Source organism: Streptomyces sp. NPDC104367 (genome assembly GCF_055583825.1).
This window is the reverse complement of the sequence record NZ_JBVJND010000019.1, coordinates 117,903-138,388: the sequence shown is the minus strand read 5'-3', so window position 1 is coordinate 138,388 and position 20,486 is coordinate 117,903. Positions and strand designations below refer to the sequence as shown.

At 70.6% G+C, this 20,486-nt stretch carries 18 protein-coding genes; 5 read left to right on the top strand and 13 right to left on the bottom strand.

Going from position 1 to position 20,486, the window contains the following annotated elements; translation table 11 throughout:
* The 10 genes from ACZ619_RS27265 to ACZ619_RS27220 form a co-directional block, all read right to left on the bottom strand.
* Positions 1-873, bottom strand: coding sequence for an ABC transporter permease (locus tag ACZ619_RS27265; RefSeq protein ID WP_469604044.1), 873 nt, complete (start codon positions 871-873; stop codon positions 1-3).
* A 4-nt stretch (positions 874-877) separates the two neighbouring features.
* Entirely contained in the window at positions 878-2,065 is a 1,188-nt protein-coding gene (locus ACZ619_RS27260; protein WP_469604043.1) for an acyl-CoA dehydrogenase family protein, read from the bottom strand.
* A gap of 5 nt (positions 2,066-2,070) precedes the next feature.
* A complete protein-coding gene (locus tag ACZ619_RS27255; RefSeq protein WP_469604040.1) occupies positions 2,071-3,156 on the bottom strand; it encodes an ABC transporter substrate-binding protein in 1,086 nt (361 codons plus the stop codon).
* A 340-nt stretch (positions 3,157-3,496) separates the two neighbouring features.
* Positions 3,497-3,631 (bottom strand): hypothetical protein, encoded by a 135-nt coding sequence (locus ACZ619_RS27250; protein WP_469604038.1) that lies wholly within the window; start codon positions 3,629-3,631, stop codon positions 3,497-3,499.
* Positions 3,628-4,704: an LLM class flavin-dependent oxidoreductase gene (locus ACZ619_RS27245; protein ID WP_469604035.1), complete on the bottom strand. Its 1,077-nt coding sequence runs from the start codon at positions 4,702-4,704 to the stop codon at positions 3,628-3,630. The genes ACZ619_RS27250 and ACZ619_RS27245 overlap by 4 nt, the downstream gene beginning before the upstream one ends.
* 121 nt (positions 4,705-4,825) lie before the next feature.
* Positions 4,826-5,668 (bottom strand): LysR family transcriptional regulator, encoded by an 843-nt coding sequence (locus ACZ619_RS27240; RefSeq protein ID WP_469604034.1) that lies wholly within the window; start codon positions 5,666-5,668, stop codon positions 4,826-4,828.
* 225 nt (positions 5,669-5,893) lie between these two features.
* Positions 5,894-6,751: a sugar phosphate isomerase/epimerase family protein gene (locus tag ACZ619_RS27235; protein ID WP_469604031.1), complete on the bottom strand. Its 858-nt coding sequence runs from the start codon at positions 6,749-6,751 to the stop codon at positions 5,894-5,896.
* A 22-nt stretch (positions 6,752-6,773) separates the two neighbouring features.
* Positions 6,774-7,553: a meso-2,3-butanediol dehydrogenase gene (budC, locus tag ACZ619_RS27230; protein WP_469604028.1), complete on the bottom strand. Its 780-nt coding sequence runs from the start codon at positions 7,551-7,553 to the stop codon at positions 6,774-6,776.
* On the bottom strand, positions 7,550-8,563 hold the full coding sequence (locus ACZ619_RS27225; protein ID WP_469604026.1) for a sugar phosphate isomerase/epimerase family protein: 1,014 nt from the start codon (positions 8,561-8,563) through the stop codon (positions 7,550-7,552). The genes budC and ACZ619_RS27225 overlap by 4 nt, the downstream gene beginning before the upstream one ends.
* Before the next feature lie 58 nt (positions 8,564-8,621).
* On the bottom strand, positions 8,622-9,803 hold the full coding sequence (locus ACZ619_RS27220; RefSeq protein WP_469604025.1) for a Gfo/Idh/MocA family protein: 1,182 nt from the start codon (positions 9,801-9,803) through the stop codon (positions 8,622-8,624).
* 121 nt (positions 9,804-9,924) lie between these two features.
* Here ACZ619_RS27220 and ACZ619_RS27215 point away from each other — a divergent pair, with 121 nt between their 5' ends.
* From ACZ619_RS27215 to ACZ619_RS27200, 4 genes are all read left to right on the top strand, one after another.
* Positions 9,925-10,959: a LacI family DNA-binding transcriptional regulator gene (locus tag ACZ619_RS27215; RefSeq protein ID WP_469604022.1), complete on the top strand. Its 1,035-nt coding sequence runs from the start codon at positions 9,925-9,927 to the stop codon at positions 10,957-10,959.
* Between the two features lie 502 nt (positions 10,960-11,461).
* On the top strand, positions 11,462-12,547 hold the full coding sequence (locus ACZ619_RS27210) for a sugar ABC transporter substrate-binding protein (RefSeq protein WP_469604019.1): 1,086 nt from the start codon (positions 11,462-11,464) through the stop codon (positions 12,545-12,547).
* Positions 12,548-12,643: 96 nt separating this feature from the next.
* Complete coding sequence (locus ACZ619_RS27205; RefSeq protein ID WP_469604016.1) at positions 12,644-13,708, top strand: ABC transporter permease; 1,065 nt, start codon at positions 12,644-12,646, stop codon at positions 13,706-13,708.
* 2 nt (positions 13,709-13,710) lie between these two features.
* The gene (locus ACZ619_RS27200) at positions 13,711-14,514 is read left to right on the top strand and encodes an ATP-binding cassette domain-containing protein (protein ID WP_469604013.1); all 804 of its coding nucleotides are present in this window, start codon (positions 13,711-13,713) and stop codon (positions 14,512-14,514) included.
* A 466-nt stretch (positions 14,515-14,980) separates the two neighbouring features.
* Here the strand turns inward: ACZ619_RS27200 and ACZ619_RS27195 are convergent, their stop codons facing one another.
* Positions 14,981-15,997 carry a Gfo/Idh/MocA family oxidoreductase gene (locus ACZ619_RS27195; protein ID WP_469604010.1) on the bottom strand — a complete coding sequence of 339 codons (1,017 nt, stop codon included), beginning with the start codon at positions 15,995-15,997 and terminating at the stop codon, positions 14,981-14,983.
* 70 nt (positions 15,998-16,067) lie between these two features.
* Positions 16,068-17,498: a sugar porter family MFS transporter gene (locus ACZ619_RS27190; RefSeq protein WP_469604008.1), complete on the bottom strand. Its 1,431-nt coding sequence runs from the start codon at positions 17,496-17,498 to the stop codon at positions 16,068-16,070.
* Positions 17,499-18,102: 604 nt separating this feature from the next.
* Here ACZ619_RS27190 and ACZ619_RS27185 point away from each other — a divergent pair.
* Positions 18,103-18,492 carry a hypothetical protein gene (locus ACZ619_RS27185; protein WP_469604006.1) on the top strand — a complete coding sequence of 130 codons (390 nt, stop codon included), beginning with the start codon at positions 18,103-18,105 and terminating at the stop codon, positions 18,490-18,492.
* A 123-nt stretch (positions 18,493-18,615) separates the two neighbouring features.
* Here ACZ619_RS27185 and ACZ619_RS27180 read toward each other — a convergent pair whose 3' ends face one another.
* Positions 18,616-19,986, bottom strand: coding sequence for an L-serine ammonia-lyase (locus tag ACZ619_RS27180; protein WP_469604003.1), 1,371 nt, complete (start codon positions 19,984-19,986; stop codon positions 18,616-18,618).
* Positions 19,987-20,486 lie beyond the last annotated feature (500 nt).

Genomic DNA, 20,486 nt, shown 5'->3' with positions numbered 1-20,486 from the left:
TCAGTTCCCCTCGAATCCGCGTCGCCAGGGCAGCAGCAGACGGCCCAGCAGACGGACCAGCGCATAGCTGAGCAGGCCGATCAGCGCGTAGATGACGACGATCAGCACCACGACGTCGGAGCGGAAGTTCGCGGCCGCCGACGACATGAGCGTGCCGAGGCCCTCGGGCGCGTTGATCGTCTCGGCGAAGATGAGACCCAGCCAGGCGTTGGCCATTGACAGCCGCAGCCCGGTGAGGAAGCCGGGCAGGCTGCCCGGCAGGATCACGTGGAACACCAGGCCGAGGCGTCCCACGCCGACCGTCCTGGCCGCCTCCACCAGCTCGGCGTCGACGTCGCGGATACCGCCGTAGACGTTGACGTACATCTGGACCGTCACCCCGAGCGTGATCAGGATGATCTTGGGGGCCTCGCCGATGCCCGCCCAGATCATCAGGAGCGGCACCCAGGCATAGGTCGGCACGGCCTTGAAGACCTGCATCGACGAGTCGACCAGGTCGCCCGCGCGCCGGGTCAGTCCGGCGAGCACCGCGATGGCCGTGCCGGCCACGACACCGATGGACAGCCCGGACGCGACCCGGCGCAGCGATGCGAGCAGATTGCCCTGCAGCGTGCCGTCGGCGACGAGTTCCCGGGCGGCCCCGGCCACCTGCCACGGTGAGGCGAACACGTCGGGACCGAGCACGCCCGTGACCGAGAGCACCGTCCACACGAGGAGCAGGAACAGCGGGCCGTACCACGGGCGCAGCGCCCGTGGCAGGGACACGCGGCGCCGGCGGCCGTGCCCGGCGCTCCCGACCGGGACGAGCACGATGTCCTCGTGCCCGTCCCCGGCCGCGTCGAGGTGATCGCTCGACAGAGAGTTGACCGTCATCGGCTCAGATCCTGAACGTCGGGTCGTCACCCTGGAGGTGATACGAGCCGAGCCCGGCGCCGACCCAGGTCAGCGGCCTCTGCAGCGAATGGGTCCGGGCGTTGCGCCAGTGCCGGTCCAGTCCGCTCTCGGTGAGCGCCGCGTGGGCTCCGCCCAGTTCGAAGACGGCCTGTCCCGCCTCCCGCGCCACCTCGGCGCCGAAGACCCGTGCCTCCAGGGCGGCGACGTGCGCCCGGTCGAAGTCGGCGCGCGGCGCGCGGTGCCCGCCGAGGCGGTCGGCGTGGTCGATGACCGGCCCGGCCGCCGCGAGGAGCGCCTCGGCGGCGGCGACCTTGGCGCCGAGCGTGCCGAACCCGCCGGCGACGAACGGGTCGGCGAAGCGGCTGCCGCCGCGCGAGCGGACGAAGCGGACCCCGTCGTCGAACGCGGCCCGCGCGAGGCCGACCTGCACCGCCGAGTGCACGGCCTGGGTGAAGGCGAAGTACCACGACGGACTCACGTCCGGGACGGCGACGTGGAAGCCGGGTTCGACCACCACGTCGTCGAAGGTCACGGTGCCCGAGCCGGTGCCGCGCTGGCCGATCGCGTCCCAGTCGTCGAGGACCTCGACGCCCGGGTGCGCGGTCGGCACCAGCAGCCGGTGCCGGCCGCCGCCGGAGGAGTCCTCCGCGGTGACGAACAGCCAGTCGGCGCCGAAGCCGCCGGTGACGAAGAACTTCGCGCCGGACAGCACCCGGCTGCCGTCGGGCCGCAGCACGGTCGACGCGTCGGGGAACCGGACGGCGCCCGCGGTCTTCGGTGCGCTCGCGGTGGCGAACTGGGCGCCCCGCAGCACCTGTTCGAAGAGCAGGGCGCGGGTGCTCTCCGGGTAGTCCCAGTGGGTCAGGACCTCGATCGGCACGTAGTGGTTCTGCACGATCTGCGCCACGCTGGAGTCGGCGACGGCGATCCGGCGGGCGGCCTCGATGATCACCGACGGCGGCACGAGCCGGCCTCCGAAGCGCTCCGGCACCCGCAGTGCCAGCAGGCCGCTCGCGGCCAGGGCCGCCACCTGCTCCTCGGCCCGGCTGCCGTCCCGGTCGCGCTCGGCCGCGGTGGCGGCGTAGACGGTCGCCAGGTCGGAGGCGCGGCCGAGGATCTCTGCCTCGTCGGGAACGACGGTGTGTGCGAGGGGAGTCGTCGACGTCGTCACCGTGGTCACTTCTCCGCCGACCGGCCGGGCAGCGCCGGCGCGGTCGCGCCGGCCTTGCTGGTCGCCTTCTCGACGACGGAGTTGAACTCGTCGTCGTACTGGATCGAGACGTCGATCCTCGACTTCAGCGAACCGACCGCGTAGAGGGCGTCCGCCCCCTCCTGCTGGAGCGCGAGCACGTCCGGGGTGATCGGCACGAACTGCGTGCCGCCGGTGTCCTTGAGCTGCTTGAGGACGTCGGCGTACTTGGCCTGGGTCCGCTCGGAGGTGATCTTCGCGGCCTGCGGCAGGTGCTTGCTCGTCCACACGTCGGCCTGCACGGCGCGGGCGAGCCAGTCGCGCAGCGCCGCCTTCTTGGCCGCGTCCTTCAGCAGCGCCGGGCGCACCGCGATGGACAGGCCGTTGGACTGCCCGACCTTCCCGGAGGAGGTCAGGATGCGCAGCTTGCCGGAGGCGACCTGCGGTGCCGCGGTGGCCGCACCGCCCACCCAGGCGTCGACGTCACCGTTGACGAGCGCGGTGAAGCCCTGGGCCTGCGGCAGCTGGACGGGGGTGATCTGCGACTTGGTGAGGCCGGCCTTCTTCAGGGTGAGGGCGAACAGCCCCTCGACCGTGCCGCCGCTGTTGTAGGCGAACTTGTGGCCCTTGAGGTCGGCGAGCGTCTTGACGCCGGAGTCGGCCCGGACCACGGTGACCAGTCCCTGCGCCTGCGCGTTGACGCTGGTGCGGTAGGCGACGTTGACCAGGGGGCGGCTGGACGTCGTCCACGCGCTGGTCGCGTTGCCCTGGGCGAAGGTCAGCGAGGTGTCGCCGAGGGTGGCGACGTCGACGGCCGCCGCGTTGAGTGCCTGGACCTGGTCGGCGGGCGTGGTGAAGTTGGCCCACTTGATCTTGTAGGGGGTGTCGGAGAAGGCACCGGAGGCGGCGAAGATGGCGTCGGTGGTCGGGGTGGTCTGGCCGACCGTCAGCGTCACCTTGCTGAGGTCGACGGCCGAGGTGCCGGCGCCGGCACCGGTGCCTGCGGAGGAGGTCGAGGAGCCGTTCCCGCAGGCGGCCAGGAGGACCGCCGCCGCGGCCACGGACAAGGACATGAGGGGGCGTCGGAAACGCATTGCTTGGTTACCTCGCAAGGTGCGTGCCGGCATGACGGAGCCGGACACAAGGGGATGGAGAACGACGGGCCGGGACATGCCCGGCCGGTCGGCGGACGAGCGCATGCGGGCGCGGCGGATCACCGGCGGGGCATGCGGGCAGGAGTGATCACGGTGGTTCCGCGTCGGCGCAAGGGGCCGACGGAACACCACCGGGGCACAGGGGGTACAGGGGCGCGGGCAGACCGCCGCCCGCGTCGGCGGGCGCCTCGGGGCGCCGGACGCCGCACGGGGGACGGAGCCGGTCCGAGGCAGGTCCCGTGGACCGGTCAGAGCTGGGTCAGGGGCGACACAGGCCGCTGCAACAGCGGCACAGGTCCACCTCGCGGCGCAGCACCGCGACGAGGACCGAGGCCCTCAGGGGCACCGGGGCGCGCTCCGGGAGCGGGCCGGACGGCGAGGGGCGGGCGGTCATCGGGACACCGCCGCCCGGCGGAAGTGCGGCAGCACGCCCTCGCCGACCGCGAGGGCCTCCTCCAGCAGAGGCGCGCCGGAGATGAGGAAGTGCGAGATGCCCGCCTCGCGGAACTCGTGGATCCGCTCGGCTACCTCGGCGTGGCTTCCCACCAGGGCGGTGCTCTGACCGCCCACGCCCATCAGGCCGAGGCCGGACCACATGGTCGGGTAGGGACGCAGCCCGGCCCGGTCGAGCGTGCCGGGGTTGAGGCTCTGCACGCGGACCTGTCCGGTCGACCGCCGCCGGCCGACCCGTTCCTGGTGACGGCGGATCTCCTCGGGCCGGTAGCTCTCCAGGATCCGCTCGGTGGCCCGCCAGGCCTCCCGGGAGGTGTCCCGCGCGATCACCTGGATCCGGATCCCGAACTCGATCGTGCGGCCCTCGCGCGCGGCCGCCTCGGAGATCCGCTCGACGTGCTCCCGGGCCATCGGCGGCGTCTCGCCGTACATCAGCTGGACGTCCGCGTGCCGTGCGGCGACCGGGGCCGCCTCGTCCGACAGGCCGCCGAAGAAGACCGCCGGCATCGGTGTGCGCGGGCCGGGACGTCCGCCGCCGCGGATCTCGTAGAACTCGCCGTCGAAGTCGAACGGCTCACCGTCGAGCTCGGCGTGCAGGATCTGCAGGAACTCGTCGGTGCGCCGGTAGCGTTCGGCCTTCGCGATCACGTCGCCGTAGGCGCGCTGCTCGTCGTCGTCGCTGCCCGTCACCACGTTGAGCATCAGCCGGCCGGGGTGGAGCGTCTGGAACGTCTGCACCTGCTGCGCGACCAGGGTCGGAAGCGAGTATCCGGCGCGGAAGGCGACGATGAACCCGACCCGCTCGCTGGCGGACGCCGCGTTCGCGGCGACCAGCCAGCTGTCGGCCGAGTGGTGGCTCGTGACCAGCAGCAGCGACTCGAATCCGCTCGCCTCGGCGGCCGCGGCCACTTTCGCCGCGTATTCGGCGGTGGGCCGGCGCTCCGGCAGATCGAATCGGTATCCGGGCCTGTCCGCGGTCGTCGGGAGAAGCCAGTGGAAATGCGGATCGAGCATCGTTGAATTCTCCTCCTCCGCATTGGAAATGGCCTCTGGCACCGGCATGGAGAAACAGTAACAACGCGTCGGTCCCGGTTACCAGCCGCCATTGATGAGAAACAGCGATCGGCGCCGCCGATCAGTGCGTCCGGGTGGCCCGCAGCGCACGGGTGGCCGCGGCGACGGCCTCCTCGGCCCACGCCGCCAGCTGTTCGGGCAGGTCGCCCACGACGGCGTCGACGACGAGCGGGCCGGCCGTCGGCAGGCCCGGCACCGGAGTCAGGTCGTGCCCCGCGTCGGAGTCGGGCAGCAGCACCACACCCAGCCCGGCGGCCGCGGCCAGGCGGGCGCCGGGCGGGTCGCTGGCCTCCACCGCGACATGGGCCGCCACCCCCGCCCCGGCCAGCGCGGTCAGCGCGTGCTGGCGCAGATGGCTGGGGTCGGACAGCGCCACCACGGGCAGCGAGTCACCCCGGTGGGCGGCCAGGAAGCCGTCCGCGCCGTACCAGTCCAGTGAGGTCTCCCCGACGGTGCCGCGACTGCTGATGCCGGGGGTCCGCAGCACGAACCCGAGATGCGCCTGCCGCTCGGCGACCAGCTCGGCGATGTGCGAGGAGCGGCCCGTCCGCACGGTCAGCGTGAAGCCGTCCAGCAGGTCCGGGAGGGTGGCCAGCACGGCCGGGAGCAGGATCGCGGCCAGGTAGTCGACACAGGCCACGACCACGCGGTTCGAACGCCGCACGATCAGCCGCTCGAACGACTCGTCGTGCACGGCGATGATGCGGTGGGCCTCAGCCAGCAGCGCCTGGCCCGCGACGGTGAAGCGGGTGGTGCGCCCCACCTTCTCGACGACCGGCTGCCCGAGGAGTTTCTCGATCGCGCGGACGTGCTGGCTCACCGTCGACTGGCTCAGGTGGAGTTCGGACGCGGCACGGTGGAATCCGCCGTATCCCTCGATCGCCAGTACGGTGCGCAGATGCATGAGATCGAACGTCCGTGCCGCCGCCATGATCCACCCCTTGCTCGCACACCGACGGCTGCGCACGTCTCACATTATGAGAGAAGTCTTCTGTGTGCTGCCCATCTTCCTTGCCACAGAATATGCGGCCGAATAGGAGGAACCAAACCGTGAATTCTTTATTACGTCGTGCGGCGGACGGGAATGGATCGCCACGGCCCTGTGAGGAGGGGCCGTGGCGTCGCGGGGTCACTTCCAGGCGGCCAGGTATTCGTCGATCTTCTTCCGCATGAACAGGGACGACTCCCTGGCCCGCTCCTCCCAGGCGAAGACACAGGCGGTGAGCGTGCCGTCGAAGCCGCTCGCCCGCAGCTCCCGGAAGAGCTCGTCGAAGTCGACCTCGCCCTCGCCCAGGTCCAGGTGCTGGTGGACGCGGGCCGCGGTGCCGGGCGGGTTGAGGATGTAGCGGTTGCCGGAGGACGCGGTGTGGTCCAGGGCGTCGGCCAGGTGGACGTGGGTCAGCAGGCCACCGGCGTGCTCGATGATGCCGGGGGCGTCGTTGCCGATGTGGAAGGTGTGCGGGGCGCAGTAGAGGAAGCTGACGTTGGGGTGGTTGATGCCGCGGATGAAGTCGACCGCTTCGTGGCCGTTCTCGATGAAGTCGTCGGGGTGCGGCTCCAGGGCGAGGCTGATGCCCTCGCGCTCGAACAACGGCAGGAGCTCGTCCATGGACCGCCAGAACTGGGCCTCGCTGCGGTCGGCCTCCTCCGGGCGGCCGTTGAACTCGGAGATCATGCTCGTGACCCCGAGGTCCGAGGCTATTCGGATGGCACGCTTCCAGTACCGTACGGCGGCCTGACGGGCGTCCTCGTCCGGGCCGGACCAGCGGAACAGCGGCAGGACGGAGGAGATGCCGACACCGGCGGCCGCCAAAGACTTGCGGAACTTCGCGACCGTCGCGTCGTCGACGCGGGGATGGCGGAAGAACGGGATGAAGTCCTCGCGCGGCGACAGCTCGATCCACTCGTAGCCCAGCTCGGCCACCACGGCGGGCAGTTCGAGCAGCGGGACATGGCGGATCATGTAGGGGTCGAGGGCGATCTTCATGGGGGTGGGTGCTCCTTCGGTGTTACAGGGGACGCGGTGTGCCGCTGGAGGCGCTGGTGCCGCCGTCGACCGGGATCACGGTTCCCGTGATGTACCCGGCGTCGGGGCTCGCGAGGAACAGCACGGCACGTGCGATGTCCTCGGGCCGGGCCACCCGGTCGAGCGCGACCCGGTCCAGGAGCCGGCTGGTGAACCCGGGGTCGTCGAGACGTTCCCGGGTGAGGCGGGAGACGGTGAAGGCCGGTGCGACGGCGTTCACCCGTACTCCGTCGGCGCCGAGGTCGAGGGCGAGGCTCTGCACGAACGCGTTGACCGCCGCCTTGGTGGCGTTGTAGGCGAACTGGGCCCAGTCGCCGCGCAGTCCGGCGATCGAGGAGACGGCCACGAAGTTGCCGCGGGTGGCGCGCAGCGACGGCACGGTCAGCCGGGCCAGCGCGAGGACGGAGTCGAGGTTCACCGATCGCAGACGCTCCCAGGCCGTGTCGTCGAAGGTGTCGATGCGGCTCGGTTCGCTGGTGCCGGCGTTGGCGACGACGACGTCGAGGCGTCCGAAGCGCTCGGTGACCGCGGCCACCGCACGCTCCAGGGCTGCGGGGTCCGTCACGTCGGCGGTCAGCACCAGCGCCTGCTCGGCGTCGAAGCAGGCCACGGCCTCGCGCAGCGGCTCCGTGCGTCGGCCGAGGACCGCGACGCTCGCGCCCTGTTCCAGGAACGCGCGCGCGGTCGCCCGGCCGATACCGCTGCCGGCCCCCGTGACCAGGACGGCCTGTCCCTGGTACGGGTATGTCGCCCAGGCGATCACGGCTGAAGGGACTTGCGCAGGGCCGCGTCGGCGGCCTTGAGCACCTCGGCGGCGACGGCGATGCCTTCGATGCGGCCGAGTTCGGTGTCCTCGTGCTCGATGTTGACGAGCATGTCGGGGTCGACCTCGTGCAGGGCGCGCAGGAACTCGGTCCAGTAGGCGACGTCGTGTCCCTTGCCGAGGGCGACGAAGGCCCAGGCGGAGTTCCGGGGCCACTCGTTGGCCCATTCGTCGCCGCCGAGGTTGGTGCGCGGCTCGTCGGGGGACAGGCGCCGGAAGCTGTTGTCGAGGACACCGTTGAGGGCGGCGTGCTCGGGGTTGACGCGGACGTCCTTGGCGGCGGCGTGGAAGACCAGCTCGCCGAGGTGGCGGACGACGGCGACCGGGTCCATCTGCTGCCAGAACAGGTGCGAGGCGTCCAGTTCGACGCCCACGTGGGTGGCGCCGGTGAGGTCGATCAGCTTGTGGACGTCGGCGGAGTTGAACACGAGGTTCTGCGGGTGCAGCTCCAGGGCGACCTTGACGTCGTGGTCACGGGCGAGGCGGTCGGTCTCGCGCCAGAAGTCGGCGGCAATCCTCCACTGGTGGTCCAGGACGTCCAGGGCGGCGGAGTTCCAGGCGTTGACGACCCAGTTGGGGCGGGTGGCGCCGGGCTCGCCGCCGGGCAGACCGGACATCGTGACCAGACGGTGCTGGCCGAGGCGTTCGGCCAGGCGGATGGAGCGGCGGACGTCCTCCGCGTGCTTCTCGCCGATGACGGGGTTCGGGTGCAGCGGGTTGCCGTTGGCGTTGAGGCCGGCGATGGCGACCCCGCTGCCCTCGAAGAGGCCGAGGAAGTCGTCCCGGGCGGTGTCGCTGACGAGGATGTCGTCGAAGGTCGGCACGTGTACGGGCGGGAGGAAGCCGCCGGTGTTGATCTCGATGCCGGTCAGGCCGAGATCGGCGACGACCTTGATCGCCTCGGGCAGCGGCCGGTCGTGCAGGATCGCGTTGTAGAGGCCCAGTCTCATGGTGTGTGTCCTCGGTCCTTCTCGGGGGTGGCGGTGCGGGTGGGTCCGGTGGTTCGGGTCATGGGACGGTGACGGCCGTGCCGTTCGCCCGCGCGGAGGCGACGACCGCGTCGATGACGCGCAGGTTGTGCAGTCCGTCGGCGAGCGTGGGGCAGGCCGGCAGCCGGTCGAGGCCCGCGATCTGCTCCAGGAACGCGCGGGACTGCCAGACGAAGAACTCGTGCTGGCCGTGGCCGACGCTCGGGAAGTCCATCGGCAGGCCGCCGGCGACGTAGGGGTGACCGGGACCGACCACCACGCGCCGGTAGCCGTCCACCGGGTCGGGGGCCGCCGGGTCGGCGATGGTGAACTCCGCGGCCCGCGACAGCTCGAAGGCGGCCGCGCCGTCCTTCGTGAAGATCTCGAAGCCCAGTGCGTTGGCGAGGCCCCGGGCGATGCGCGAGACCGAGAAGGTGCCGACGGCGCCGGAGGCGAACGTCGCGGTGAAGGTGGCGATGTCGTCGTTCTCGACCCGCTCGCGCTCCTGCCCCACCGCCACGTCGGCCGAGTGCCCGACGGCCGTGCCGAGCGGCACGGGCCGCTCGCCCACCTGGGTGGACAGCACCGCGCCCTGCACGCTCCGCACCGGACCGCAGAAGTACTCGCCCAGGTCGATGAGGTGGCTGCCGATGTCGGACAGCGCGCCGGAGCCGAGCGGCCCGCGGTAGCGCCAGCTCATGGGGGCGTCCGGGTTGTGCCCGTAGTCGCACCAGTAGTGCCCGTTGAAGTGCTGGACCGGCCCGAGCGAGCCCTCCAGCACCTGCTGCCGTACGGCGTTGACGGCGGGGGAGCGGCGGAAGGTGAAGCCGGTCGCGGCCACCAGGCCGGTGCCTTCGGCGGCCTTCACCATGGCCTCGGCGTCGGCCGTGGTCGGCGCCAGCGGCTTCTCGCACAGTACGTGCTTGCCGGCCGCCAGCAGGGCTTCGACGATCTCCCGGTGCAGATGGTTGGCGACGACGACGCTGACGGCGTGGATGTCGTCGGCCTCGACGACCGCCCGCCAGTCGGTCTCGGCGCGCTCGTAGCCGTAACGGCGGGCGGCGTCCAGGGCGAAGGGCTCGTGCGCGTCGGCGACGGCGACCAGCCGGACCTCGGGCAGTCCCGCTCCGTAGAGGGTCGCGGCCTGCCGGTAGCCGTTGAGATGGGCCCGGCCCGCCATACCGGCTCCGATGACCGCCACCCCGATCGGGCTTGTGCTCATGAGGTTCCTCTCCGGCGCGACTCTGCACCGTGACGTTCTTTAAAGCGCTTTAAGTGCTGGTACTATCTGCGGCGTCACTGGTAGATGTCAAGAGTGTTTCCGCAAGTCGACGGGAGATGGTGTGGACGAGCTCGGTTCCGCCGCCCCCACGGGCACGGGCGGCGCCTACCGCCCCCGCCTGGAGGACGTGGCCGCGCGCGTCGGTCTCTCGACGGCGTCGGTGTCACTGGTGCTGAGGGGCGTGCCGGGTCCCAGCGAGCGCACCCGGCAGCGGGTCCTGAAGGCCGCCGCCGACCTCGGTTACCGCCCGGACCGCACCGCCAGCGCCCTGGCCAGCAAGCGCAGCCGACTGCTCGGCGTCATGATCGACGTCCACAGCGCCTTCCAGGCCGAGCTGGTCGAGCACCTGCACACGGCGGCCGAGGAGGTCGGCTACGACCTCGTGCTGAGTACCCACACCCGCACCCGCGACGAGAGCACGGCCGTCGAGACGCTCCGGGCCTTCCGCTGCGAGGCGCTCATCCTCATCGGCCCGGTGGCCCCCGCCGCCACCCTCGCCGAACTCGCCCGCCAGGTGCCGGTCATCTCCCTGGGGCGCCGGGTCTCCGGGGCCGGCCTCGACGTCGTGCGCAGCGCCGACGACGACGGGGTCGGCCAGGTCGTCGACCACCTGGTGGGCCTCGGTCACCGCTCGATCGCCTACGTCGACGGCGGCAAGGGCGTCATCGCCACCGACCGGCGCCGCGGCTACCGCAGTGCCATGCGCGCCCACGGTCTCGACGCGCGGATCAGGGTCCTGCACGGGGACCTCACCGAGCAGGCCGGCGACAAGGTCGGCCGGCACCTGCTCGACAGCGGTGAGCTGCCGACCGCGGTGGTGACGTTCAACGACCGCAGCGCCATCGGCATGCTCACGGTCCTGCGGAGCGCGGGCGTGGACGTACCCGGTGACGTCTCCGTCGTCGGCTACGACGACGACACCCTGTCCCGGCTGGCCTGCTTCGACCTGACGACGGTCAGCCAGGAGGCCGAGGAGCAGGCGCGGCAGGCCGTGGTGGCCGCGGTCGAGCGCCTCGACCAGGGCCGCACCGCCTCCCGCGAGATCGTCCTCGCCCCCTCCCTCGTCGTCCGCGGGACCACCGCCCCGCCGCGCTGACCCGGCGCTCCCACGAGATCCGGTCCCACGAGATCCGGAACTGCGGGATCCGGTCCGACGAGGTCCGGTCCGGCGGGATCCGGAATCGCGTCGTGCGGCAATACCGCACGGGCCGAATGTGTGTGGTCAATGCAGCTTTCTCCGCGTGAATAACGAGCCTGTCCGCATGTGCGGGCGGAGTCTTGACACGTATCGGAAACACAAGCATGCTCTGGCCACCGCTTAAAGCGATTTAAAAGGTCACGGAATCCTCACCCACCCTTCAGTCCGGCATGGCCGCGACCGGTGCCGGGACACCCCTGCGACGAGCCGTCTCCGCTGATCAAAGCCCTCTTCGCGACCGATCCCGTGCATCACCCGGTACCGCGAACGCGTCACCCCGCCCCGGACTTCCGTGCAACCCGGGCTCACCCCTCCCGATACGCACACGCCGCCCCACTCCGAAATCTGCCCGGCTCCGCTCAAGCACCGCCCGGCACCACACGAAGGAGCACCCCAGCACATGGAACGCACGCAGATCCGGCGGCCGTCCGCCCGCCGTCTCTCCAGAAGCGGCCTGACCGCGGTGAGCCTGCTCGCCCTGGCGTCGACCGCGCTGACCGGGTGCGCCAGCGGCAAGGCCACCGGCGACGACGGGGGCAGGGCGACCGCCACGTCCGGCGGCACGACCTCCACCGCGAAGACCGGCAAGGTCTCCATCGTCGTCATCGGAGGAAAGTCCGACGACCCGTTCTTCTCCACCGTCAAGCGCGGTGTCGAGGACGCGACGAAGCTGGTCAAGGCGGGTGGCGGCACCGTCACGTACCTCGGCCCGGCCACCTACGACAACCTCGGACCGGACGTCGCCAAGCTCACCCGGACCGCCATCTCGCAGAACCCGACGGCGATCCTGGTGCCGGACTGGGTGCCCGAGAACCAGGACTCCGCGATCAAGCAGGCCATCGCGAAGGGCATCACGGTCTTCATCTACAACTCGGGCGGCATCGCCGCGGCCGACAAGGTCGGCGCCGTGAAGTACATCGGTTCCGACGACTACGAGGCCGGCAGGGCGGGCGGCGTCGAGTTCGCCGAGGAGGGTGCCAAGAACATCCTCTGCATCAACACCGTGCCCGGCGCCGCCAACCAGGAGGCCCGCTGCAAGGGCATCGAGGACGGCGCCACCGGCAAGGGCTCCTCCGCGAAGCAGCTCCCGCTGCCCTCCTCCAACTTCGGCAACCCCTCCGCCGTCACCCAGGCCATCAAGGGCGCGCTGCTGAAGGACAGCAGCATCGACGCCGTGGTCGCGGTCGACACCGGCGACGCGGACAGTGCGGCCGCCGCGATCGAGCAGGCGGGCGTCGGCGGCAGGGTGAAGCTGGGCACCTTCGACCTCTCGCAGAGCCAGCTCACCCGGATCAAGTCGGGCAAGCAGCTCTTCGCGATCGACCAGCAGCCCTACCTCCAGGGCTTCTACGTCGTGTCCATGGCCAACCAGTACCTCTCCTACGGCGTGCTCCCGCCACAGAACCCGATCCTGACCGGCCCGCTGCTGGTCACCAAGGACAACGTCGACCAGGCGATCGCGGGCACCAAGGCCGGCGTCCGCTGACCCGCACACCGGCGCCGGGTCTCTCCCCGGGCCCGGCGCCCCTCCCCCCCCGACCGGTCCCACGCACCACCCGATGCACACGAAGGTGACTCCCCGATGACAGCCTCAGTCCCTGACACGACGGCCGAGAAGGCCACGGCCGTCGCCCCGCCCAAGCAGTCCGAGAGCGTGCTGGGCCAGTTGCGGCACCGGCCCGAGGCGGGCGCGCTCATCGGGACGATCACCGTCTTCCTCTTCTTCGCCGTCTTCGGCGGTGCCAAGTTCCTGGCCCCGGCGGGTGCCGCTAGCTGGCTCAACATCGCCGCCGAGCTGGGCATCATCGCCATCCCGGTCGGCCTGCTGATGATCGCCGGTGAACTCGACGTCTCGGTCGGTTCGGTCCTGGCGGGCAGCTCGATGACCCTGGCCATCGTCTCGGGCCACTGGGGCGCGCCGATGATCGTCGGTATCCTGCTCGCCCTCGGACTCGGTCTGCTGACCGGTCTGCTCAACGGCGTCCTGGTCACCCGTACCAACGTGCCCTCCCTGGTCATCACGCTGGCGACCCTGTCGGGGATGGCGGGTCTGACGCTGGGCCTGTCCCGTGTCACGACCGGTACGACCAGCGTCCCGGTCAGCCCGGACCCGCTGTCCAAGGCGCTGTTCGGCACGCTGGTCGCCGGCCAGTTCGAGGTCGCGGTCTTCTGGTGGCTGGGCATCGCCGCCGTCGTGACGGTGGTGCTGCAGCTGATGAAGTACGGCAACTGGATCTTCGCCATCGGCGGCGACAAGGAGAGCGCCCGCGCCACCGGCATCCCGGTCGACAAGGTGAAGATCGCCCTCTACATGGCCAGCGGCTTCGGCGCCGCCCTCGTCGGCGTGATCCAGACCGTCCTCTACAACGGCGCCCAGGTCGCCAACGGCCAGTCCTTCGTCTTCAACTCGATCATCGCGGTCGTCGTCGGCGGTGTGCTGCTGACCGGCGGCTACGGCTCGGTGTTCGGCGTCGTCCTGGGCACGCTGACCTTCGCCATCGTCAACCAGGGCATCTACTACACCGGCTGGAACTCCGACTGGGCCAGCCTGATCCTCGGCATCCTCATCCTCGCCGCGGTCCTGATGAACAACACCTTCCGCCGCCTCGCCCTGTCCTACAAGCCCCGCACCGCGAAGAAGGCCTGACCATGACGACCCCGCTTCTGCGCCTCACCGACGTCAACAAGTCGTTCCTCGGCACCCACGCGCTCACGGACATCTCCCTGGAGGTCGAGGCGGGGAAGGTACTGTGCCTGCTCGGTGACAACGGCGCCGGCAAGTCCACCCTCATCAAGATCCTCTCCGGGTTCCACAAGCCGACCTCCGGCACGATCGAGGTCGACGGCAAGCCGGTGGAGTTCGACAGCCCCCGCGACGCCGGCGGCCAGGGCATCGCGACCGTCCACCAGTTCGGCGGCACGTTCCCGCTGATGGGCGTCGGCCGCTGCTTCTTCGTCGGCGCCGAACCCACCAGGGGCTTCGGGCCGTTCAGACTGTTCGACAGGAAACTCGCGGGCGAGATCGCGGTCCGGGAGATGCAGTCCCTGGGCATCACCCGGGTCACCGACGGCAACCGCCTCGTCGGCGCCCTCTCCGGCGGTGAACGCCAGGCCCTCGCCATCGCCCGCGCCGTCTACTTCGGCGCCAACGTCCTCATCCTCGACGAACCCACCGCCGCCCTCGGGGTCAAGGAGGCCGCACACGTCCTGCGGATCGTCATGCAGGCCCGCGCCAAGGGCGTCGCCGTCATCCTCGTCACCCACAACGTCCGCCACGCCATGATGGTCGGCGACCACTTCGCCGTCCTGATCCGCGGCCAGAAGGCCGACGACTTCCGCAAGGGCGAACGCACCCGCGAGGAGATCACCGACCTCATGGCCGGCGGCGAGGCCATGGCCCACCTCGAAGCCGAACTCGCCCAACTCCAGTCCGACGCCGACACGGGGGCCTGACCAGGCCTCCTCCGGACCGACGAGCGAGCTGCCCGGGGACCCCGCCCCGGGCAGCTCGCTCGTGCGCCGAAAGCCGTGCCCGGCGGACGGCGCACACCCTGTACCGCACCCCGCGCCCGGGATCCCCAGCGCCCGACGCAACGGCATCCGTCTCCTTCACAACACCCGCCCGTGCCCGCCCCTGGCACTCGGCACCGCCCAGGCATGGCGCCAGGATCAACCGTGCCCGGAGACGCCCCCGGCACCCACCCCATGCATCGAGCGGGTGCGCGAGGCGCTTCTCCAGGGCGGTTGTTCCGCGACGTGGTCGACACGGTCGACGCGGTCCGCGGCCCCAGGTGACTCTCCGGGGGCGGGAGACGGTCAGGCAAACAGGTCGGCCGTCCGCTCCCGGGAGCGGACGGCCGAAGGCGTGTTGCAGGTGTCAGATGTCAGATGTGCAGGGTGCCCGAGCAGGCGGTGGCAGTCACTCGGTGCCGCCGTAGAAGGCGGGGCGGGGCTTCATGTCCGTCGTGACGATCGCGCCCGTCTTCCGCGCCTCGACGGTCGCGTTGGAGATGATGGTGGCTGCGTAGCCGTCCCAGGCGGAGGGGCCGGTCGGTTCGTCGCCGGCGGCGATGTTCGCGATCCACTCGCGGAACTCGGTGTCGAAGGCGTCGCGGAAGCGGCCGACCCAGTCGGTGAGGACCTCGGTGCTGTGCCGGCCGGCGGTGCGGACGCCGACGGCGGCCGGGTCGGGGAGGCGGACCAGGCCCAGCTCGCCGACGGCCTCGCACTGGATGTCGTAGCCGTACTGGCAGTTGACGAAGACCTCCAGGTCGATGCGGACGCCCTTGGCGGTCTCGAAGAGCATGATCTGCGGGTCCTTGAGGTGCTCGGACCGCCTGCTCGTGGACCGCGGCAGGACCACCTGGGCCGAGACGATCTCGTCGTCGAGGAGCCAGCGCAGTACGTCGATCTCGTGGACCGCGGAGTCCAGCGCGGCCATCTGGGAGGTGTAGGACTCCGGGACGGTGGGGTTGCGGTGGGCGCAGTGCACGATGAGGGGTTCGCCGATGGTGCCCGCGTCGATGACCTGCTTGAGCTGCCGGTAGCCGGTGTCGTAGCGGCGCATGAAGCCGACCTGGACCAGGCGGCGGCCGTGGGCCTGCTCGGCCTCGACGATGCGCAGGCAGTCCTCGGCGGTGGTGGCCAGCGGCTTCTCGCAGAAGACCGGCTTGCCGGCGGCGACGGCGTTCAGGACGTGCTCGGCGTGGGTGGGGCCCCAGGAGGTGACGAGGACGGCGTCCACGTCCTGCGCGGCGACCACGGCCGCGCCGTCGGGCAGCACCCGGGCGCCGGCCGGTTCCGCGGCCTCGGCGGCGCGGGCCGGGTCGATGTCGGTGACCGCGGTGACCCGGGCGCCGGTGACGGTGTGGGTGAGGCGCTGGATGTGCTCTTTGCCGATCCAGCCGGCGCCGATCACGCCTACACGTACGGTCATGGGGGTGTTCCTCTTCCTCGGAAGTGGACGCCCCCGGCCCCGACGGGACCGAGGGCGTGCGCGGGACGGTTCAGGAGAAGCGGGCCTTGAGTTCGTGTTCGAGGTGTTCCAGCGTGCGTCCACGCGTCTCCGGCACGTACCGCCTGACGAAGGCGAGGGCGACGAAGCCCACGGCGACGAACAGGAAGAACGTGCTGGACACCCCCACCGCGTCGACCAGGACGGGGAAGACGAGGCCGATGCAGAAGTTGGTGATCCACAGCGCGAAGGCCGCGACACCGAGACCGAAGCCCCGCATCTTCAGCGGGAAGATCTCGGACAGCATCAGCCAGGTCACGGGGGAGATCGCGCCCTGCTGGAAGGCGAGGAAGGTGACCGTCATGGCGAGCACCGCGTAGGCCCGGCCGTCACCGGCGGGCAGCACCAGCGAGAACACACCGATCAGCAACTGCGCCCCGATCGTGCCCAGCTGGCCGACCATCAGCATCGGCCGCCGGTCGACACGGCCGAGCAGCCAGATGCCGACGAAGGTGGCCAGCACCGAGATCACACCGTTGGCGACGTTCGCGGTCAGCGCGCTGTCGGAGGCGAAGCCGGCGTCGGTCAGGATCTGGGTGCCGTAGTACATGATCGTGTTGACGCCGGTGATCTGCATGACGATCGCGATGCCGATGCCGACCAGGAACAGCTTCCGCACCCACGGCTCGCGCAGGTCGCTCCAGCCGCCGAGCCTGGCCTTGTCGTCCTCGACGGCCATCGCGGTGACCTCGCCGAGCTCGGCCTGCGCCCGCTGCCCGGAACGGACCTGCTTCAGTACGGCCAGCGCGTCCGCGTACCTGGCCTTGGAGGCGAGCCAGCGCGGGCTCTCCGGCATGACCAGCATGCCGAACCACAGGACGACCGCGGGCAGTGTCGCGACCACCAGCATCCAGCGCCAGATTCCGCCCGTCTCGCCGCCCACCCGGGCGATGACCGCGTTGAACGTGAACGCGGCCAGCTGACCGCTGACGATCATCAACTCGTTGCGCGTGACCAGGCGTCCGCGCCGCTCGGCCGGGGAGATCTCCGCCAGGTACACCGGCACGGTCACCGACGCACCGCCGACCGCGAGGCCGAGGACGAACCGGGCCACGACCATCAGACCGGTGCTCGGGGCCAGGGTGCAGCCGAGGGTTCCGACGAAGAACACCACCGCGAGCAGCAGGATGGTGCGGCGCCTGCCGCGCGCGTCCGAGAGCCGCCCGCCGAGCAGCGAGCCCACCGCGGCACCCAGCAACAGGGAACTGGTCACCAGCCCCTCGGTGAAGGCGGTGAGGCCGAGGTCGTCGCTCATGTAGGGCAGGGCGCCGTTGATGACGCCGGTGTCGTAACCGAAGAGCAGGCCGCCGAAGGTGGCGATGACGGTGACGAGGCGCAGCCGTTTGCGGACGGCCGCCGGTGCGTCGTCGATGAGAGCTGATGGCGCTGGGGCCTGGGTCATGTCGTCGTCCTTGACGTCCATGGCCGTCTCCTGTCGCTGGGGGAGGGCGGGATTGCGTGTGACGGTGAGGCCGGTCGTCAGCCGGAGGTGCCCCGCGGGGCGGCCTGCATCCACCGGACGGTGACGGCCGGCGTCACCTTCGTCTGGCTGCACCACGCTCTGGAGCGGATACAACCCATGGTCAGCACATCGAACGACACCGGACCGGCTTCCCTCGGCATGGATTTAGAGCGCTTTAAAAGCGGCCTCGGTCGAAAACCATGCCGTCAGGCAAATGTCATGTCAATAGGTTGTTGCTCCGAGGTTTCGCCTGCCTGGTTCGGAGCGCGGGTCGGTCCGTGGGCGGAAGGCGCCCCGGCCGGTCCGGGGCGGCGCAGGCGTCGGCCGCCCGCGGGTGAGGCGGGACCGTCAGGGGTGCCGTGCCGGGTGTACTGATCGCGAGCGTTGTCGACGCCGACCGGGCTCGATCGTGTCGGTTTCGTGTGCTGGTCGGGGCGGCATGTCGTCGGTCGTCGCACAGAGTGTGGTCGCGAGGGTGTCCACGTAGTTCGCCATGAGACGGTCCAGGGCACCCTCGTCCTCGTCTCCGCAGGCATCCTTTGGGGCACACCACCAGGAGGAACCAGTGTCATACCCGCAGCCGCCCACCCCCGAGGAGGGACTCGCCGACGCGAAGGAGCGGTTGAGCCTCCCGCGTATCGTCGTGATCTGCGGCTCCACCCGTTTCGTGACGGAGATGGCCGAGGCCGATCTGCGGGAGACCAGAGCCGGAAGGATTGTCGTCAAGCCGGGGTGGGACATGAAGGCGCCGCACGAACTCTGGTCCGATCCTGTCGGGGCCGAGGCGCTGAAGGCTCGACTCGGCGATCTGCACCGGGCGAAGATCCGGCTCGCTGACGAGGTGCTCGTAGTCGGCGACTACATCGGAGACAGCACCCGGGCCGAGATCGCCTACGCCCGGTCGCTGGGCAAGCCCGTGCGGTTCACGCACCCCGAAGTCGACCCCGACGCCTGACGACCGCCCACCCCCACACCCTCCGCAGGCACACCTTGGGATTGATCATCTAGGCGTACGATGTCCAGGCCCGGACGGTCGAGGGTGGCGCCGTCGGCCCCGGTCGCCGGGGCAGTCCCTGTGTCAGCACTCGATGATGTTCACGGCCAGGCCTCCGCGGGCGGTCTCCTTGTACTTGGTGCTCATGTCTCGTCCGGTGTCACGCATCGTCTTGATGGCCTTGTCCAGGCTCACGGTGTGACGGCCGTCCCCGCTGATGGCGAGCCGCGCGGCGTTGATCGCCTTCACCGAGGCGATGGCGTTGCGTTCGATGCACGGAATCTGCACCAGACCGCCCACGGGGTCACAGGTGAGTCCCAGGTTGTGTTCGATCCCCACTTCGGCGGCGTTCTCGACCTGCGTGGGGGTGCCGCCCAGGACTTCGGCCAGGCCTGCGGAGGCCATGGAACACGCTGAGCCGACCTCCCCCTGGCAGCCGACTTCTGCTCCCGAGATGGAAGCGTTGGTCTTGAACAGGATGCCGATCGCGGCGGCGGTGAGCAGGAAGCGGACGATGCCGTCGTCGTCGGCGCCCGGCACGAAACGAACGTAGTAGTGGAGAACGGCCGGGACGATGCCGGCGGCACCGTTGGTGGGGGCCGTCACGACGCGGCCGCCGGAGGCGTTCTCCTCGTTGATTGCGAGTGCGTAGAGGTTCACCCAGTCGACCACGTGCAGTGGATCGGCGCTGCCGCGTGCGGCGAGTCTCCGGTGCAGCCGCGGAGCCCTGCGGGGCACCTGCAACCCGCCCGGCAGCACGCCTTCGCGGTGGATGCCGCGCTCGACGCATGCCGCCATCACCGACCACAGGTGCAGCAGTCCGTCTCTGATCTCGTGCTCGGTGCGCCAGGCCGCTTCGTTGGCCAGCATCACGTCGCTGATGGACAGGCCCTCCCGGGCGCAGATGCCGAGCAGTTCCGCGCCGGTGGTGAAGGGGAACCTCAGCGGTGTGCTGTCCGGCAGTACCCGGTCGGCTTCGACGGCTGTCCCGTCCACGACGAAGCCGCCGCCGACGGAGTAGTACGTCCGGTGACGGATCTGGGCGCCCGCCGTGTCGTAGGCGGCGAAGGTCATGCCGTTCGGATGGGCCGGGAGCCGTCTGCGCCGGTGCAGCACCAGGTCCGTGTCCATGGCGAAGGCGATCGGACTCGTCCCGGCCAGCAGGAGCGAGCCCGTCTGGCGAATCTCGTCCGCCCGCTTCTCGGCTCGGTCCGTGTCGGTGGTCGCGGGGTCTTCCCCTTCGAGGCCGAGGACGACCGCTTTCGGTGATCCGTGGCCGTGGCCGGTGGTGCCGAGCGAGCCGAACAGCTCCACACGGACCTGCTGCACGCCGGCCAGCCGTCCGTCCCTGGCCAGCCCCTCGACGAACCGCTTGGCAGCACGCATCGGGCCGACCGTGTGCGACGAGGACGGCCCGATGCCGACGGAGTAGAGGTCGAAGGCCGACAGCGACATCACGCCACCTCGGTCCGGGGCCGGCAGGCGCAACGCCCGGGCAGGCGAGCCGCGTTCAGGGTGGCGCTGATGCTGCGGCCGCGGACGTCCGTGCGGTGGATCTGGGATGGGCGGACAGGGACGCGCGGGCCGCCGCAGCGGGGCGGCGGGGTGCTGCCGGGCGGCTGCCGTGGGGGAGTTCCGTGCTGGTTCCCTGCGCGGCCGGGACCGTTCCAGGCTGTGTCCATCGTTCTTCCGATCCGTAGAATTTTCTTCCTGCACAACATGAGGAAAGATACACGCGCGTAACGCTGGGTGCATGTGCCCGCAGCATTCGAGCGATCAAATCTGCATATTGGGGCGCCAACGGCCGTGATCGCCGAGGTGGCTCATCCGGAAAAGTTCACTCCGAGGTCTTGCTTCTTCTTGCTGCACAGATACAAGGTATCTGCACAGATGGAGCTGCGGCCCACGGAACGGCACAGCTGTACTGTCTGTCCACCACTCGCGGGAGCACCCAT

What these genes read in the sequence shown, in the direction of transcription:
- ACZ619_RS27225 (WP_469604026.1), bottom strand. Translation starts at nt 8,563, where the DNA reads ATGAGACTGGGCCTCTACAACGCGATCCTGCACGACCGGCCGCTGCCC.
- ACZ619_RS27245 (WP_469604035.1), bottom strand. Translation starts at nt 4,704, where the DNA reads ATGCTCGATCCGCATTTCCACTGGCTTCTCCCGACGACCGCGGACAGG.
- ACZ619_RS27195 (WP_469604010.1), bottom strand. Translation starts at nt 15,997, where the DNA reads ATGACCGTACGTGTAGGCGTGATCGGCGCCGGCTGGATCGGCAAAGAG.
- ACZ619_RS27265 (WP_469604044.1), bottom strand. Translation starts at nt 873, where the DNA reads ATGACGGTCAACTCTCTGTCGAGCGATCACCTCGACGCGGCCGGGGAC.
- ACZ619_RS27220 (WP_469604025.1), bottom strand. Translation starts at nt 9,803, where the DNA reads ATGAGCACAAGCCCGATCGGGGTGGCGGTCATCGGAGCCGGTATGGCG.
- ACZ619_RS27180 (WP_469604003.1), bottom strand. Translation starts at nt 19,986, where the DNA reads ATGTCGCTGTCGGCCTTCGACCTCTACTCCGTCGGCATCGGGCCGTCC.
- ACZ619_RS27190 (WP_469604008.1), bottom strand. Translation starts at nt 17,498, where the DNA reads ATGGACGTCAAGGACGACGACATGACCCAGGCCCCAGCGCCATCAGCT.
- ACZ619_RS27240 (WP_469604034.1), bottom strand. Translation starts at nt 5,668, where the DNA reads ATGCATCTGCGCACCGTACTGGCGATCGAGGGATACGGCGGATTCCAC.
- ACZ619_RS27200 (WP_469604013.1), top strand. Translation starts at nt 13,711, where the DNA reads ATGACGACCCCGCTTCTGCGCCTCACCGACGTCAACAAGTCGTTCCTC.
- ACZ619_RS27205 (WP_469604016.1), top strand. Translation starts at nt 12,644, where the DNA reads ATGACAGCCTCAGTCCCTGACACGACGGCCGAGAAGGCCACGGCCGTC.
- ACZ619_RS27255 (WP_469604040.1), bottom strand. Translation starts at nt 3,156, where the DNA reads ATGTCCTTGTCCGTGGCCGCGGCGGCGGTCCTCCTGGCCGCCTGCGGG.
- ACZ619_RS27250 (WP_469604038.1), bottom strand. Translation starts at nt 3,631, where the DNA reads ATGACCGCCCGCCCCTCGCCGTCCGGCCCGCTCCCGGAGCGCGCCCCG.
- ACZ619_RS27210 (WP_469604019.1), top strand. Translation starts at nt 11,462, where the DNA reads ATGGAACGCACGCAGATCCGGCGGCCGTCCGCCCGCCGTCTCTCCAGA.
- ACZ619_RS27235 (WP_469604031.1), bottom strand. Translation starts at nt 6,751, where the DNA reads ATGAAGATCGCCCTCGACCCCTACATGATCCGCCATGTCCCGCTGCTC.